This window comes from Cupriavidus sp. LA-1 (assembly GCF_055385985.1).
This window is the reverse complement of the sequence record NZ_AP031387.1, coordinates 2,359,811-2,376,019: the sequence shown is the minus strand read 5'-3', so window position 1 is coordinate 2,376,019 and position 16,209 is coordinate 2,359,811. Positions and strand designations below refer to the sequence as shown.

Annotated in this window: 15 protein-coding genes and 1 pseudogene; 9 read left to right on the top strand and 7 right to left on the bottom strand. The window is 64.7% G+C overall.

Annotation, left to right across the window (positions count from 1 at the left end; genetic code table 11):
- Positions 1-54 precede the first annotated feature (54 nt).
- Positions 55-1,341 carry an MFS transporter gene (locus tag ACZ5MJ_RS11100; RefSeq protein ID WP_464219337.1) on the top strand — a complete coding sequence of 429 codons (1,287 nt, stop codon included), beginning with the start codon at positions 55-57 and terminating at the stop codon, positions 1,339-1,341.
- Positions 1,342-1,405: 64 nt separating this feature from the next.
- On the top strand, positions 1,406-2,155 hold the full coding sequence (locus ACZ5MJ_RS11095) for a creatininase family protein (protein WP_464219335.1): 750 nt from the start codon (positions 1,406-1,408) through the stop codon (positions 2,153-2,155).
- A 38-nt stretch (positions 2,156-2,193) separates the two neighbouring features.
- Here the strand turns inward: ACZ5MJ_RS11095 and ACZ5MJ_RS11090 are convergent, their stop codons facing one another.
- The 3 genes from ACZ5MJ_RS11090 to ACZ5MJ_RS11080 form a co-directional block, all read right to left on the bottom strand.
- Entirely contained in the window at positions 2,194-2,850 is a 657-nt protein-coding gene (locus ACZ5MJ_RS11090; RefSeq protein WP_464219333.1) for a DsbA family protein, read from the bottom strand.
- A gap of 67 nt (positions 2,851-2,917) precedes the next feature.
- Positions 2,918-3,283, bottom strand: coding sequence for a nuclear transport factor 2 family protein (locus ACZ5MJ_RS11085; protein WP_464219331.1), 366 nt, complete (start codon positions 3,281-3,283; stop codon positions 2,918-2,920).
- Between the two features lie 480 nt (positions 3,284-3,763).
- On the bottom strand, positions 3,764-5,539 hold the full coding sequence (locus ACZ5MJ_RS11080; RefSeq protein ID WP_464219330.1) for a cytochrome c biogenesis protein DipZ: 1,776 nt from the start codon (positions 5,537-5,539) through the stop codon (positions 3,764-3,766).
- A gap of 392 nt (positions 5,540-5,931) precedes the next feature.
- Between ACZ5MJ_RS11080 and ACZ5MJ_RS11075 the strand changes: the two genes are divergently transcribed.
- From ACZ5MJ_RS11075 to ACZ5MJ_RS11065, 3 genes are all read left to right on the top strand, one after another.
- Entirely contained in the window at positions 5,932-6,078 is a 147-nt protein-coding gene (locus ACZ5MJ_RS11075) for a hypothetical protein (protein WP_464219329.1), read from the top strand.
- Positions 6,079-6,108: 30 nt separating this feature from the next.
- Positions 6,109-6,570, top strand: a complete 462-nt coding sequence (locus ACZ5MJ_RS11070) for a copper resistance protein CopQ (protein ID WP_464219328.1) — start codon at positions 6,109-6,111, stop codon at positions 6,568-6,570.
- A 305-nt stretch (positions 6,571-6,875) separates the two neighbouring features.
- The gene (locus tag ACZ5MJ_RS11065) at positions 6,876-7,340 is read left to right on the top strand and encodes a RidA family protein (RefSeq protein WP_464219326.1); all 465 of its coding nucleotides are present in this window, start codon (positions 6,876-6,878) and stop codon (positions 7,338-7,340) included.
- Positions 7,341-7,357: 17 nt separating this feature from the next.
- Here the strand turns inward: ACZ5MJ_RS11065 and ACZ5MJ_RS11060 are convergent, their stop codons facing one another.
- Both ACZ5MJ_RS11060 and ACZ5MJ_RS11055 read right to left on the bottom strand, forming a co-directional pair.
- Positions 7,358-8,269 (bottom strand): LysR family transcriptional regulator, encoded by a 912-nt coding sequence (locus tag ACZ5MJ_RS11060; RefSeq protein ID WP_464219325.1) that lies wholly within the window; start codon positions 8,267-8,269, stop codon positions 7,358-7,360.
- Positions 8,270-8,287: 18 nt separating this feature from the next.
- A complete protein-coding gene (locus ACZ5MJ_RS11055) occupies positions 8,288-9,430 on the bottom strand; it encodes an NAD(P)H-dependent flavin oxidoreductase (protein WP_464219324.1) in 1,143 nt (380 codons plus the stop codon).
- 274 nt (positions 9,431-9,704) lie between these two features.
- Here ACZ5MJ_RS11055 and ACZ5MJ_RS11050 point away from each other — a divergent pair, with 274 nt between their 5' ends.
- The 4 genes and pseudogenes from ACZ5MJ_RS11050 to ACZ5MJ_RS11035 all read left to right on the top strand — a co-directional run bounded on the left by ACZ5MJ_RS11050 (position 9,705) and on the right by ACZ5MJ_RS11035 (position 13,074).
- Complete coding sequence (locus tag ACZ5MJ_RS11050; protein WP_464219323.1) at positions 9,705-10,697, top strand: LysR substrate-binding domain-containing protein; 993 nt, start codon at positions 9,705-9,707, stop codon at positions 10,695-10,697.
- An 867-nt stretch (positions 10,698-11,564) separates the two neighbouring features.
- Positions 11,565-11,966: a hydroxyquinol 1,2-dioxygenase gene (locus tag ACZ5MJ_RS11045; RefSeq protein WP_464219322.1), complete on the top strand. Its 402-nt coding sequence runs from the start codon at positions 11,565-11,567 to the stop codon at positions 11,964-11,966.
- A gap of 69 nt (positions 11,967-12,035) precedes the next feature.
- Positions 12,036-12,455, top strand: coding sequence for an organic hydroperoxide resistance protein (locus ACZ5MJ_RS11040; RefSeq protein WP_464219321.1), 420 nt, complete (start codon positions 12,036-12,038; stop codon positions 12,453-12,455).
- A 64-nt stretch (positions 12,456-12,519) separates the two neighbouring features.
- Positions 12,520-13,074: pseudogene (locus ACZ5MJ_RS11035) on the top strand (thioredoxin family protein).
- Positions 13,075-13,448: 374 nt separating this feature from the next.
- On the opposite strand, the gene ACZ5MJ_RS11030 reads toward ACZ5MJ_RS11035, so the two are convergent.
- Together ACZ5MJ_RS11030 and ACZ5MJ_RS11025 are read right to left on the bottom strand one after the other, a co-directional pair.
- Positions 13,449-14,825: an MATE family efflux transporter gene (locus ACZ5MJ_RS11030; protein WP_464219320.1), complete on the bottom strand. Its 1,377-nt coding sequence runs from the start codon at positions 14,823-14,825 to the stop codon at positions 13,449-13,451.
- A gap of 79 nt (positions 14,826-14,904) precedes the next feature.
- Positions 14,905-15,840, bottom strand: coding sequence for an NmrA family NAD(P)-binding protein (locus ACZ5MJ_RS11025; protein ID WP_464219319.1), 936 nt, complete (start codon positions 15,838-15,840; stop codon positions 14,905-14,907).
- Between the last annotated feature and the right edge of the window lie 369 nt (positions 15,841-16,209).

Genomic DNA, 16,209 nt, shown 5'->3' with positions numbered 1-16,209 from the left:
ATGATCCACTCCATAAAAGATCCATCGACACGTAACCATCCGGAGACAGGCAGCATGCTGGCAATCCCTAACTCGAGCACCGTCGACGACGCCTCGGCGCTCTACAGCAAGGTCAACTGGCGCTTGCTGCCGTTCTTGCTGATCTGTTACCTGTTCGCCTACCTGGACCGCGTCAACATCGGTTTTGCCAAGCTGCAGATGCAAGGCGACCTGGGCTTCTCGGACGCGGCGTATGGCGTGGGAGCCGGCATCTTTTTCCTGGGTTATGTGCTGTTCGAACTGCCGAGCAACCTGCTGTTGCCGCGGGTCGGGGCACGCAAGACGTTCAGCCGCATCCTTGTGCTGTGGGGCATCACGTCCTCCTGCATGCTGTTCGTGAATAGTGTGCCGATGTTCTATGCCATGCGCTTCCTCCTCGGCATCTTCGAGGCCGGCTTCGCGCCCGGCATGATCTACTACCTGTCGTGCTGGTACGGGCCGCAGCGCATGGCCCGCGCCATTGCCATCGTGTTCCTGGCAGGCCCGATCGGCGGCATTGTCGGTGGCCCGGCCTCGGCGTGGCTGATGACCGCGCTCGCCGGCCATGCCGGCCTGGCCGGCTGGCAGTGGATGTTCCTGATCGAGGGCCTGCCCTGTGTACTGTTGGGCATCCTCGCGCTCCGGCTGGTGCCGGACCGTCCCGCGCAGGCGTCCTGGCTCAGCGAGCCGGAGCGGCGGCTGCTGGAAGCGGACGTCGGGCATGCGGCGGCACACAAGCACTCGTTCAAGGCGGTCGCAAAGGACGTCAGGGTCTATGTGCTCGCACTGGCGTACTTCTGCATCATCGCGACCATCTATGCCATCAGCTTCTGGCTGCCGACCATCATCAAGGCGCAGGGCGTCGCGGATACGGTGCAGCTGGGCTGGTATTCAGCCGTGCCTTACGTGGCGGCCGCATTCGGCATGTATTACATGGGCCGCAAGTCCGATCGCTCGGGAGAACGGCGCTATCACAGTGCGATCCCGGCGCTGGCTGCCGGCGCGCTGCTGGCCGCATCGATCCTGGCGGATGGCAACCTGACCGTGTCGCTGGTGCTGCTCACCCTCGCCACCATGGGGCTCTGGATGGCCTACACCGTGTTCTGGGCCATGCCTGCCGAATACATCAAGGGCCCCGCGGCCGCCGGCGGCATTGCGCTGATCAACACCATCGGGCTGTCGGGCGGATTCTGGGGCCCCGCCATCATCGGCTGGGCCAAGACGGCAACCGGCAACCACCATCTCGGCGTGCTGCTGATGGCCTGTCTGCCCTTGCTGGCAGCCATGATCCTCCTCGCCAACAAGCTTCCCGCGAAGCGGTGATCCCGCGCCGCGGGACACAACACCATCCATGACGTCCGGCGCACGGACCAAGACAGGAGTACCTATGCGACTACATCTTTCAACCTGGGCGGAGATCGAGCAATACCTGGCGCGCAGCCGCACCATCGTGGTCCCGATCGGCTCGAACGAGCAGCACGGTCCGACCGGGCTGCTGGGCACCGACTGGCTGTGTCCGGAAATCATTGCGCATGAAGCCGAGAAGAGTGCCGACATCCTGGTGGCGCCGACGTTCAATATCGGCATGGCCCAGCATCACCTCGGCTTCCCGGGAACCATCTCGCTGCGTCCGTCGACCTTTATCGCGGCGATCGGGGACTGGGTCCGTTCGCTGGCGGGGCACGGGTTTGAAAAGATCCTGTTCCTGAACGGCCACGGCGGCAACGTGTCCTCGATCGATGCCGCGTTCTCCGAGCTCTATGCCGAAGCCAGCTTCGGCAGGCGCCGCGCTGGATTTGCACTGAAGCTCTGCAACTGGTGGGACCTGGAGGGCGTCGGCGAGCTGGCGCGCGACCAGTTCCCGGTGGGCCATGGCGCGCACGCCACGCCCTCCGAGATTGCGATCACCCAGTGGGCCTTTCCAGACGCCGTGAAACATGCGGACTATGCGCCGAAGATCGCCCCCTCCGGGCCGATCCGTGAAGCGCTGGACTTCCGCGCGCGCTATCCGGACGGCCGCATCGGCTCCGACCCGGGGCTGGCGACGCCGGAGAAGGGCGCGGCGCTGGTCAGGCAGGCGGCGCAGAGCCTCGCCCGCGAGCTGGATGCATTCAGCCACGAGCCGCTGGCTCAATGATTCCCGCCGGATCCGCGGGATCCGGCAAGTTGCGGCACTCAGGTTCCGGTGCGTGCTGCCGTCTCTTCCAGCACGGCATGCAGGCGGTGTTCGAGCATTTCCGCCGACGAATAGCCGTTGGCAATCATCTGCAATTCGTTGCCGGCGCGCAGCAGCAGTGCCGGAAAGCTGCGGATGTTCCAGGACCGCGTCAGCGCAAAATCCGCCCGGGCTTGCGCCTGGATCTCTGGCGCCTGCCAGCGTGCGAGGAAGATGTCGGCGCTGACGACAAAGCCCAGACGCGTCAGCGCCTGCGATCCGGCCTCGGCCAGCACGCGGCCATCGGTCGTGTCCAGGGCATCGACATGGAAGGCGTGCTGCAGCGCACGGAATACTGCCAGCAGGTCGGCCTCTGGTGCGAGGTCGCGCGCGGTCACCACTGCCCGGCAGATGGGCTCGGTATCGTAGACAAAGCCGGTGCGGTCCAGCAGCCCCTGGCGGTTGAACGGCAGGCCGCTGGCCTGCTCCACGCGCGCCCAGTGTTGCAGCCGCATCTGCTTGCCCGCGTGGTCCAGCACATCGGTCGCACCGGCGCGGAGCCCGCCCACGACGATGCGCACGGGCAGTTGCGGGAAACGCGCGGTAAGCGCGGAAAGCTCCTTGCCAAAGCCGTAGCACCAGGAGCACATCGGATCGCCGACGAAAATCAGTTCCATTTTTTTATCCAGTCAGTTCAGGGAAGTGATGCCGGCCGCATGGCCGGCATTGGTCATGCGGCCCGCTTCAGGCTTCGACATGCGCATAGAGCTTGTTGACAATCCACCAGCGGCCATCCCGCTTCCGTAGCGAGAGGAGGTTGTAGTCGTTGTTGCCGAGCAGGGGCACATGGACTTTTGCTGATGCGATATCGCCCACGACTTGCACGGACAGTATCCGCATGCGGTAGGGTTCGCCCAGCGCCCGCGGGCTCTTTCGGTTTGCGACACCATCCAGGTAGGTCACCACCGGCTTGTGCACCGCCTTGCCGCGGACCATGCCGAACACGGCGGCGTCCGGGTCGAAGCGTTGCGCCAGCGATGGCGCATCGCCGTCATACAGGGCGTCGAGATATTCCTGCAGCAGGTGCAGGACCAGCAGTTGGTCTTCCATGGTTTTTCCAGAATCGAGGCTGAAATCGGGAGCTGAAGCGACCGGCAAGCCCCGGCATTGCCGTGGCGTGGGGCCCATTCGTTGCCCGATGCATTGCTGCAATGTATTTGGGGCAGCCCCGGGGAGGAAGGCAAGCGCGGTAACTACTGTTGGTTCGCCATGGCAACAATCGCCTGGCACGAGACCGTCCGGGAGTTTCTGCATGCGCCATCGGCCCATGTGCGATGTGGCCTGTCGGATCCTGCGATCCAGGGGCCGCGTGCGTGTCATCGGAGGCAGTCGATGCTGAAGGAAGCGTTGTGCCAGAACGTGGCGAACGGGATGCTTTACGCTCTCGGCAGCGGGTCGGTGTCGCGACTGACTTGTGCCCGCCACGCATGACTGTTGGTTGCCATAGCTACGGCTATGGCGCCTCCTCGCGCCTGGCCCGACGACCAACCGGACGATTTCATTTTGGCAAGCTATCTGCGGAACGGGACACTAGCCGAAGGTGAACGCATACGCCTGGACACCGGGATCCAGAAAGCGGATCTCGAAGGTGTGCTCGCCGACCTCGCCAGCCTGGCGTACCAGCTGGTAGAGCCGGGTCTGGGTGACGGCGCCATTGCCGCCGCTATCGGTGTCGGCGCCATGACTGGCGCCCGGGCGCTTGCCATCAACAGTGACGACGAAGCGCACCGCGCGGCCATCGGCGGCTGGTCCCAGCACCAGATGCAGGTCGCGCGCATGAAAGCGATAGGCAATGCCGCCGTCGCCGCGATTGAGCGTTGCCCGTTCGGCACCGACGGTCCATTGGCCCGACAGGCCCCACTGGTTGAGGCGAAGCCCGCCAACGCTGTACTCACGCGATGCGTCCGTACGCATGCCACCGGGCGAGGCGAAATTCTCCGCCTGCCTGTAACCGACGTAGGTCTCGTCCGAGCGAATATTGCCCAGGTCCGGCGCCGCCTGGGCGCCGCTCGCATCGGGCGCGACCACGCCGTTCGCGGCCGGCGGATTGCCGGCCTCCGCCAGCAGCGCCTGGATGACGTGCTCTGAGGTGGCATAGTCGCCTTCGCCGAACTGATGATGGCGGATGTTGCCGCGGGCGTCGACAAAATAGGCGGCTGGCCAGTAGCTGTTGCCGAATGCGCGCCAGATGCGGTAGTCGCTGTCGACCGCCACGGGAAAGCCGATGCGGAAATCCGCGATCGCCCGGCGCACGTTGTCCGGCTTCCTCTCAAAGGCAAACTCAGGGGTATGCACGCCGACGATGGTCAGTCCCTGATCCTTGTACTTGTCCGCCCAGGCGCGAAGGTAGGGGAGGGTGCGGATGCAATTGATGCAAGAGTAGGTCCAGAAATAGACCAGCGTGACCTTGCCTTGCAGCTTGTCGGCCGACAGGGGCGGGGAATTGATCCATTGCACCGCGCCATCGAGCGAGGGCAGGCGGCCTTCTACCGGAAGCTGGCGTGCGAAGCCGGCGGGCAGGTGACTGGCGGCCAGCAGCATGCCGCCATCGCCGCGCGCGGCGGTCGTCGCCTGCGGCGGGGGTGGCTGTTTGTGCAGCGCGTCGACCAGCGCCTGTTCGATGCGAGCGGTTCCGCTGGAGGACAAGCCTGCCAGCAGGCCGGTATCTGCGCCGATGCCAATCGCCGCCACCGCACCCAGAATCGCCACGCCGAGACCGCGGCGCAGCCATGCGCCCGTGCCCATGGCCCGCTTCATCAGGGCAAGCGCGCGCCCGCCGATGCCGAGCGCGGCAGCCAGCGAGGTCGCCGCGCCAGCGGCGTAGGCGGTCAGCAGCAGCACCGCGGACATGCCGCCGCCCTGGAGCGCCGCACCGGTCAGAACCAGCCCGAGGATCGGGCCGGCGCAAGGGGCCCACAGCATGCCCGTGGCAACGCCAAGCATCAGTGATCCCCATGGAGAAGCCTGCGCGGGTGAGGCCGCTGCGGCCAGCCGGTCACCAAGTGTCACAACCGGCCGCGTGAGGATTTGCGCCAGCCGCGGCACGAGCAGGGATAGCCCGAAAGCTGCCAGCAGCACCAGCGCCGCAATGCGCCCGTATTCGTTGGCGCGCACCGCCCATGCGCCGCCTGCCGACGCCAGCGCGGCAACCGACGTGAAGGTCAGCGCCATCCCCGCCAGCAGCGGCAGCCTGCCGCGCAGGAACGGCTGGCCGGTACGGCTAAGGACAAAGGGCAGGACCGGCAGGATGCACGGGCTCAGGATGGTGAGCACGCCTCCAAGGTAGGCAAGTATCAACAGGGTCATGATCGGGGTCCTCGCGGAAAGGCTGGGCTTGCCTTGCATCAGACGCCGCCGATGTCGCCCGGATGTGTCGTGATCGGGCGGATATGTACCGGACAGTGGATGTACCGCCGCCAGATACAGTGCGATACACAGAGCGTCCAGGGCACGCCTGCGGCGGCTGGTCGCGGGCGCTTCCTTTCCGGCTTCATCTCGTACCCGGGATGCGCACGGCTGCTGCCTGGCGCCGTTCCGGGTGAGCTTTGGTTCCGCCGATCCGCCCCCGAGCCGCCGTGCTTGTCTGGTTGTAATTTTCCTTATTTATCAAATAGTTGCGCTTGTCAGAGCGGGGGCTATCGGGCCGATAGAAAAGAATTTCCTTGACTATCTACCTAGTAGTAGATAGGATATGACTCATGGACGCGCTGCTCCACCTGCCAACGAAGCAGGAAGTCAACGGACAGCGGGACCATTGCACTACCGGAGGCGGTCTTTTTTTTGGCCTGGTTATCTATCTACTAGTAGATAACAATACCGAAAGCGACTGGCCCAGAAGCAACTGATACGAGACATTGCCAAGTTAGGAGCCCATCATGACCAAGTTCGCCAAGACCCTGATCACCGCCGCAACCCTTGCCGCCGCCTTTGTGGGCGGTGCTGCGCAGGCCGGCACGGTGCCCGCCGACAAGTACGGCTACGAGTTCCGCGTAGGCAAGACCGATGCCTTCACCGACGGTGCCCGCGCCGGCAAGTTCGACCCCTTCACCGAGGGTGCGCGCGTGGGCGGCAAGTTTGACACGTTCACCGACGGTGCCCGCACGGTAGCCGGCCTGGACCGCAGTGGTGTCTCGGCTGCCCCGGCCCGCAGCTTTGACCCGTACACCGATGGCGCACGCGTGGGCGGCAAGTTCGACACGTACACCGACGGTGCCCGCACGGTAGCCGGCCTGGACCGCAGCGGTGTCTCGGCTGCCCCGGCCCGCAGCTTTGACCCGTACACCGATGGCGCGCGTGTCCGCAAGTTCGACCCGTACACCGACGGCGCCCTGGCCTGATTAGCCGCCGGCCAGGTTGCCGGCACCTGCTGACAAAATCGGGCGAAGCCGCAGAGGCTGCGCTTCGCCCACTTCCCTGAGTTCATCATGAGTTTGCGTTGACCGGATGGGCCGGGCTTTGCCGGGTCTGCGGGCAGCGTTGTCAACGCATGTCATCTGTAGCCTTGCTGATACCAAGGCATTCAAAAAGGCTGTGCGTGCGACTTGTTACCTCAGGTACCGAGTCCTGTTCCCTGCCATGCCTTTATCCCCAGCCGTTGCGCACCTAGAGTTGGCCACATGCCCAAACTCTCATGGAGCCAACAATGTCTGTTCAGGAACAACTTACAGCGCGCGGCCTTGTGCTGCCGCGGCCCCCGCAGCCCCTGGGCAGCTATACCGCAGTCAGCCAGGCAGGGGACCTGCTGTTCATCTCCGGGCAGTTGCCATTGCAGGATGGCAAGGTGGTCTGGCAAGGCCAGGTCGGCAAGGACCTGACGCTCGAGGAAGGCAAGCGTGCCGCCGAACTGGCCGCGCTCAACGTGCTGGCGCAGATCCATGCCTACCTGGATGGATTCGATCGCCTCGACCACATTGTCCGCGTCGACGGCCACATCGCCGGTGCGCCGGGCTGGTTTGACCAGCCGGCGGTCCTTGATGGTGCTTCCGACTTGTTCCGTGACGTGCTGGGCGAGAAGGCCGGCCACGCCCGGACCATCTCCTCGCACTTCCAGCAACCGGGCAATGCGGCCGTGATCCTTGTTGTCGTTGCCCAGATTCGCCCCGCCTGAGGGCGGCGCGCCAGCCGCTATGCGGAAAACTTCTCCATCAGGAAGTCGACGAACACCCGTACCCGGCGCGTGACATGGCGTGCGGACGGGTAAAGCAGCACGAAGGGGCGCGAACTGCCGCCGTATTCCTTCAGCACCTCGACCAGCGTGCCTTCGCGCAGGTCATGTTCCACGACAAAGCGATAGGTCTGGAACAGGCCGGCGCCGGCGCGCACCAGCGTCGCCCCGCCCAGGATGTCCTCTGACACCGCATACGAACCGGTTGTCACGACGTCCGTGTCCTCTGCGTTGACCCGGAACGTCCATGGAATCCTGCGGCCGCTGCTTGGCCGCTCGAACTGGATGCACTCATGCCTGAGCAGGTCTTCCAGGGATTGCGGCGTGCCGGCGCGCCGCAGATAGCCGGGCGTGGCCACGACAACCAGTTCGGCGTCCTCCAGCTTGCGCGCGATCAGGTTCGAGTCATCCGGCGCGCGTCCGCGTACCGAGAGGTCGTAGGTGTCGTCCGAGAAGTCCACATTGCGGTTGCTGATGTGTACGTCGATCACGACTTCCGGGTACTGCGCCCGGAAGGCCGGCAGCACTGGCAGCACGCGGTAGTGGGCGTAGGGGGTCGGCAGGCTGATCCGCAGCCGCCCCGCGGGGGCAGCGTGCTGCCCGCTGATCTGACGCTCCGCGTCCACCAACTGCGCCAGCGCGCCGCGGCTCTGCTCGAAGTACAGCCGTCCCTCGTCGGTCAGTCGGATCTGCCGCGTGGTCCGCACAAACAGGCGCACCCCCAGGCGTTCTTCCAGCCTCTGCACGGTGCGGCTGACCGCCGGCGGTGTCACGCCCGCGGCTACCGCGGCTGCGGTGAAGCTGCCCAGCTCGGCGGCCAGGCAGAACAGCTCGATGCTGCCGAGCTGGAGGTCATCGAATTGCCGTTTCATTTCTGTTTGTGCTGGCAATTACCGCCAATCCGATTGTCCAGCGGCGCCCTGCGGATCTGCCAGCGCGGTCATCCGCCGGATTGCCTCCCCGAGCTCCGACTTGAGCTGCGCGACCAGGTCGGCGGCCGGAAGCGCTCTGGCCAGCGGGGCAGCCTGCCCGGCCCACTGCGCCGCGTACTCCGCGCTTCCCGTGGTCTTGGCCAGGCCATGCAGCGCCTTGCCCGCGTCATAGGCAATCGGGTAGTCCGGGACCGGGGGGGCGTCGGGGGCAATACCGAGGGCCGTCAGCTGATTGACAAAGCCCCTGGCCGCGCGGCCGGAGATGGCGCGCGTAAGCGTTGTCACGCGCGGGCTCGGCGCGGTCAATGCCGCGCGATAGGCGGCATCGGCCGAGGACTCCGGGCTGGCAACGAATGCCGTGCCAAGCTGCGCGGCTTCAGCGCCCAGGGCCAGAACCGCGGCAATGCCTTGTCCGTCCATGATGCCACCCGAGGCAATGACCGGCAGCCGCGTACCTTGCACCAGCAGGCGTACCAGCGCCAGCGTACCCAGGCCCTCGTCATATCCCGCTGTATCGAAGATGCCCCGGTGTCCGCCGGCCTCAATACCTTGCGCGACGATGGCGTCCAAGCCCGCGGCTTCGATCTGGCGCGCCTCGCGCGGCGACGTTGCGCTGGCGAGCAGGACAATCCCGGCCGCGCGCAGCGCATTGATCTTTGCCTGGGCTGGAAGGCCGAAATGGAAACTCACCACCGCCGGCTTTTCTTCCAGCAGCATCCAGAACATGGCATCGTCGACCACGAAACTCTTGTAGATCTCGCGCAGGCTGGCGGGCGCTGTCCCGCCGTGCTCGGCGAAATGCCGGGCAAGGTAGTCCAGCCAGGTCTTTTCACGCACGGCATCGGCCTTTGCCGGGGCATGGCAGAACAGGTTGACGTTAAATGGCTTGCCGGTGAGCGCTCTGGTTTCGTGAATCGCCTTGCGTGCGGCTTCCGCGTCCATCGCGCCAACCCCGAGCGAGCCCAGCCCACCGGCCTCGGACACGGCGGCCGCCATGGCCGGGGTGCTGACGCCGGCCATGGGCGCCTGGATGATGGGCGTGGCAATGCCAAGCATGGCGAGAAGGCCGCGGCGCTGGCTGGAAGGCTTGGAAGTATCCATGGATGTCTCTTTATGCTTCAGCAAAATATGTTCTCTATCCGGGCTTGCCCTGTGTATGGCGCCGACTGCAAGCACCCCGGCATCTTGCCGGATTCTCGCTCGTGGGCGGCCTGCCGCACAAGCGTCGCAATTGCCGGCAACAGGCCCGCGAGCGTCATGCCCATTGCGCCGCGCGGGACGGCCTGGAGGGTGCGCAACAGATCACCGTGATCCCAATTGGCTTTTCTGATAACCGGCTGGCCCGGGGCGCATGAATAATGCTAGCGAGGCTCTGATGAACCTGGGAACGGTTTATCGTGATCGAGTTATCTCGAAGAATGATGACAGCGTGAACCGCGGGAGCTGGCGGCGGTCGCGTGGAACCGTTGGCAGCTCCTGGCCTTGCCGCCGGCGCCAGGAAGCCCGTGAAGCCGTCGCCCGGCTTGGCAGCATGAACAAGGCGGCAGGAGAGCTGCACACGGTCCAATCCAACGTGACCGCAAGGATCCGTGCGCTCGAAGGCGAAATCGGCGTCGCGCTGTTCCTACGACATACCCGCGGTGTCAGCCTGACTCCGGCAGGACAACGCATGCTGCCGTATGCTGCACGCATTACCAAGCTTGTTTCGGATGCGCGCGCGGCTGCTCTGGACGACCGTCCGCCCAATGGCTCCCTTGTCCTTGGCACGCTGGAAACGACTGCGGCGCTGCGCCTGGCTCCCATCCTCAGCAGCTTTGCCAGGCTGTACCCGCAGGTCAGGCTGTCGCTGACGACCGGCACAAGCTGCAGCCTGTCGACCGACGTCATCGAATGCCGCCTGGATGCGGCCTTTGTTGCCGGCCCGGTCGAACACGCGGATCTCCATGCCGAGGCGGTATTCCAGGAGGAACTGGTGCTGGTGACGCCGAGGACCTTCAAGTCCCTGGAGGCCTTAAAGTCGGCGCAGGCGTTGAAGACGATCGTGTTCCGGCTGGGATGTTCATACCGGCAACGGCTGGAAGCGCTGCTGGCCGAAATGGGCGTGCTGGTGGCGAGCCCGCTGGAATTTGGTTCGCTGGATGCGATCCTCGCGTGTGTTGCCGGCGGCGTCGGGGTGACGCTCCTCCCGCGCAGCGTCGTCGCGGCCTCGAACCAGCAGGACGCGATTGCCATCCACGAGCTTCCACCCGAAAAGGCGCATGTCGAGACGCTTTTCATCAGGCGGCGCGACGCCTATGTTTCGAGTGCGATGGTCGCATTTGTCAAGGCCGCGCGATCGCGGTACGGGATGTTGGAAGCCGTGGCATAAAGACAGGTCCGCGCCGCGGGAACAGGCCGGCCTGATCTGCATTGAGATTTCAACGCCAGTCAGGTGCAAAAGCACTTGTACCTTGGTATCGGTTTGGATGCGTTGGCGCCAGCCAGCCGGGGTGAGAAGGCCTGCGCAGGCCGCCGTCGTCATCCTGCATATTCTCTGCACGCCCAACGTGACCTTCCTGGTCCCGATCGCGGGGAGCAGCCTGAATAGAAAGGCCGGGAGTCTGGATTGGCATGCCCCCGGCAAGGCGCCGGGCGATGCAACCGGAGGGGGTGCCGGAGGAGACGTTGCAAGCGCCCGCGTTGATGGGTCCCATGAAGGACGGACGGGGCCGGCATTGACAGGGTGCCCGCCATGGAGGGGCTGGCACCTGCCTACGCCAGCGCAGATGGCTCATGTTAGGCCGCAGGCCACGAGGGGCGCCATTGGACGATGGTATTGGCGAGCGAGCGCGGAACTCCCGGATTTCCGCGCGTCTTCGCCAGCCTTCTTGACGCCGTCCAGATCGACGATGGCGGGCGGGTAAAGCGTGAGATGCCAGATGCGGCGGCGCCGGGTTGGTCGCCGCCGCGACGGCGAGAATGGCCGCTTATGGATTGAGAGCGGATAACCGCCGCGAAGGCGCCGGGCGCTTCCCCGCGGTTTCCTTTCCTTTTTGTACGCGTTTGTATCAGCCGGCGGTACCAATACGCTACCTGACACTAAGACCCGTATTTCGCTACGAGCGCGATACGCACACCGTCTTAAATACGTTCCATGGCAGCGCAACGCACAACCGACAAAGCGAAAACGCTGCTGCGCCATACCTGGCAACGTAAGCCGCATATCGCAAACCAATCAATGCAAAGGAAACTGATCATGTCCAAGACCTACGCCAAGCGCCTCGTCCTCGCCGTCGCCCTGGTTGCCGCTGCTGCCGGCGCGCAGGCTTCCGTCCGCGATGCCCGTGACCCGTACTCGGGGGGCGCTCGCTCCGTCCAGGATGCCCACGAAGTATTCAGCGAAGGTGCCCGTTCGTCGAGAGATGCCCGCGACCCGTACACGGAAGGTGCGCGTTCCGTGCAGGACCAGCGCAGCCAGTACTACGACGGCGCGCACACCATTGCTGGCATGGACCGCACCGGCGTGTCGGCCGATCCGGCCCGCGCCGTCGATCCGTACTACGACGGTGCCCATACCGTCGCTGGCCTGGACCGCACCGGTGTGTCGGCCGATCCGGCCCGCAAGGTCGATCCGTACCTCGACGGCGCCTACGCCTGATCGCCGCACCGCGTGCAATCCCCGCCAATCCGCTATTGAACACCCATTGAACTGTAGAAGGAGCGCGTCATGACCCGCATCGAGAAAGTCCTGTACACCGGCAAGGTCCACATCACGTCCGGCGGCCGCGATGGTACCGCTCGCAGCGATGATGGCAGGCTCGATATCGCACTGTCGTCCCCGGGCAGCAAGGGGCAGGGGACCAACCCGGAACAATTGCTGGCCGCCGGCTGGTCGGCATGCTTCATCGGTGCCATCGGCCTCGCTGCAGGCAAGCAGAAGATCAAAATGCCGGAGGACTTGTCGGTGGATACGGAAGTTGACCTGGGTACTGCCGGCACCGAGTACTTGCTGCAGGCACGGCTGCGCGTGCACATCCCCGGTATCGAACGAGAGGTGGCTAAGGCGCTGGTAGACACCGCGCACCGCACGTGCCCGTACTCGAAGGCGCTGCATGGCAATGTCCATATCGAAACCATCCTGGTCTGATCCTTGCCCCCTCGCTCGCCGTGCGAACGGGGGGGCAAGTTATCCAAACTCTGAAGCCTGAATCATGCGTAACGTTATTCGTGCCATCCTGGCCGCAGCAGGCATTGCTGCGATCTATGCTTTCGGCACCGGCGCCATTGCAGAGGGCCCCAAGGTGGGTGATCAGGGCAAGGCCCCGGAGTTTGCGAACATCGACCACTGGTTCAATTCGGAACCGCTGACGATGCAGCAACTGCGCGGCAAGGTAGTGCTGGTGGATTTCTGGACGTACTCTTGCATCAACTGCGTGAACACGCTGCCGTACGTCAAGCAGTGGCACGAAAAGTACAAGGATCAGGGGCTGGTAGTCGTGGGCGTGCACACGCCGGAGTTTCCGTTCGAGAGATCGACGGACAACGTGCAGGCAGCAATCAAGCGGTTCGACATCCGCTATCCCGTGGCGTAGGACAACATGTATGCAACATGGTCAGCGTTCCGCAACCAGTACTGGCCCGCTACGTACCTGATCGATGCCAGCGGCCGCATCGTCTATCAGCACTACGGCGAGGGACGGTACAAGGAGACGGAAGCCGAGATTCAGAAACTCCTGACGGAGCGCAAGGCGGCGCAGATGCAGTGAAAGAGGGCTGGGCTGCTCCCATGCCAAGAAATGCCCGCCCTTGTCGAGCCGGTTGTAGTCGGTGAGCTTCGAACAGGCCCGCTCCGCCCGGCGTCCTGGTGCTGCTTAATGCAAGTACCGAGGCGTATGAAGAGATGTGTCGCCTGCTCAAGCGACGGTCGTGGGGTCGCTGGCAGTGTTCAACCCTGAATCGTATCGGATGGACAAATGAGTAATCTTTTGGATGAGGTGCATCTGAAATCCCCTGTTTGAGTGGGAAACTTGCAATACGCAAGATTCATGAGCAGTTGGCCAGCGGATGTATGAATACTCGCAGGCGCCGGTCGACGTCGGTATACGCGACCAGTTGAGCGGGCCGGCCAATGCCCTGGTGTCTAGCGGTCCCAGCGGGTCCGCAGAAATCCAACCAGACTGATGGTCGCCGCCAAGGCAATGCTGACGGCCACCAGTACGAAAGCAGTGTGCAGGCTCGCGTAGCCTTGCAGGACCAGCACCATGGCGGCCAGCGCAAATACGCAGCGCACCACGCTTGCGGTCAGCGGCCAGAGGATGCGTTGCGCCCCCTGACCTGCAAAGTAGAGCTCGAAAATCACGCCGATCACCGCATACAGAGGCGCTATTGCGTGCAGGTATTGTGCGCCGACCGCCATCACGGCCCTATCGCTGGTAAACAAGCCCAGCCAGAATTGCGGGAAGAGCGAGACAACCAGTCCGCCCAGGCCAACCACGCCTGCAACAAGCAGTAAGTTCACGATCGCCACGCGCCGGGCACGCACCACGTTGCCTGCACCCAGGTTCGCGCCTACCAGCGTGATCGCGGCAGTTCCGAATCCGAACATCACCGGTACCAGCAGCAGCTCGAGGCGGGAGGCAATGCCATAGCCGGCGATGGCGGCGACGCTCACGGCACCGGCCGCAGCGGTCAGCGCATTGGCTGATATGGCCGACATGACGGCGTTGATCGACGACAACAGGCCGACGCCGAGGATCGCACTGAAATGCTTGCGCTGCAGCGGATAGCGGCGCAGGCGCAGCGTCGACGAGGGCGAACGCATGTAGACGACCACCACGCCGAGCGCGGCGATATTGCACAGTACCTGGGCGACGCCGGCGCCCGCCACGCCCATGCGCGGCGCATCCAGCCAGCCATTGATCAGCACCGGTGAGAGTATCAGGCCGGCGACCGCGCCGCCCAGTATGATCGTCGCCGGCACCTTGACGTTGCCGGCTCCGCGCAGCGCCGCCTGCAGCAGCAGTATCCAGAACGGGATCGCGCCTCCGAACAGGATGTCGGAGTAGAGTACCGCCTGGTCCAGCGATGGTCCGCTGCCGCCAAGGCTGCGGTACAGTGCCGGGCCGGCCAGCAGCACCGCCAGGGAGGACAGTCCGCCTGCTGCGGCGCCGATGACTACCGCATGCCAGGCCAGGCTTGCCGCCTCGTCCTGGCGGCGGGCGCCGGTGGCGCGGGCGATGGCCGACGATACGCCGCCGCCGATGCCGGCACTCGCCAGCGTGGTCATCATCACCATGACGGGAACCACCAGGGATGCGGCGGCGATCGCCTTCAGGCCCAGTGAGCTGACAAAATAGGTCTCGGCGACACTGACGAAGGTCGTCATGAACAGCACTGCGACCGTCGGCAAGGCCAGGCGGATCAAATTTGGCAACAACGGACCGTGGAGCAGTCTGTTGGCCGGCAGGTTGTCAGGAGGAGAAATCTTCTCGGCCGGACCAGCAAGAGTAGCGGACATAATCTTTTGTAAGCTAAGAAGAAGAGAACCGCCCGACGATGGCCGGGCGCAGACAGATAGTCGGATGCGTGGGCCTCATTCAGGCGGTCATCGTGTGCCGTGTGAACGCCGCGGCGTGGGTTTGGACGAACTCGCGCATGCTCATCGGCGCACGGCCTGTCATCCGCGTGAAGTCGTCCGTCATGCGGTCGTAGCGGCCCTGTTGGTGCAGGCGCGCCATTGCGGCGAAGTGGGCCAGCAGGTGAGCCGGAACACCGGCCTCGCGCAGTTTGCCGATCCAGGCGTCGACCGGCACATCGCGGTAGGTGATCGTGCGCCCGAGCGCGTCGGAGAAGACCTTCGCAAAGTGCGTCAGGTCGGCCGACTCGTGTCCCGTGAGGTTGTACGTGCGACCGAGGTGCGGAGCGGGCTCGTCCAGCACCAAGGCGACAGCGAACGCGACGTCCAACGCGGAGATGGGCGCGGTGCGGCCGCCGCCGAGCGGCAGCACAAGCGCATCGCTGTCGCGCACGCCCGCTGCGGCGAGCAACTGGAAGAAGCCCTCCAGGAATACCGTCGGCCGTATCGTGACGACCGGCAGGCCGGACCATGAGAGCGCCTGCTCGGCGAGCCAGTGCAGTTTGTGCTGGGGACTGTCGGTAGTCTCGGTAATGCTCATCTGCGTGACCGTCATCTGCGACATGTTCACGATGGCCTCGACGCCATGGTGGCGGGCGACCGCGGCGATGTTGACGGTGGCCTCGAGATAGGCTGCGGAGACCGACATGCCGAAGTAGATGCGCTTGCAGCCCTCGACGGCGCGGTGCACCGAGGCGAGGTCGGTCAGGTCGCCCACGACCACCTCGGCGCCGAGGCGGCGAAGGCCTTCGGCGCGGGTGTCCTCTCGTCGCACCATGGCGCGCACCTTGTAGCCCTGGGCCAGCAGCATCTCGGTGACGCTGCGGCCGATGGCGCCGACCGCGCCGGCGGCGCCGGTCACGAGGATGGGGGAGTCGTGTTTTGAAACGGTGGCCATAACGTATCCTTGGGAATCAGGTAGTGATGAAAGAGCTCGGGTGGGATCGGCGCTGCATACTGCACATGCGACAGCCATCGAGAAATCGCAGTTCGCGCGACACGGCAGCTCGCCCGCGATCGCCTTGGTCGAGTGCACGCCAACCGTCTGCCGCGCTGGGACCGCACCGCCGCTGAGGTGGCAATGCGGGTCGTGGCGGCGGAAGGAGGGGCGTGATGGGGCTGATATGACTCCCCGTGTCAATCGAGATTGGTTTGATTTAGTTTCACAGTTGGATGTTGTTCCTCCATTCAATTTCCTGAGGGCGACGTAGCAGTAAGTCTCGACGGTGGATCACGCTGATATCCGCGGGTTGGTTACCGCATTACA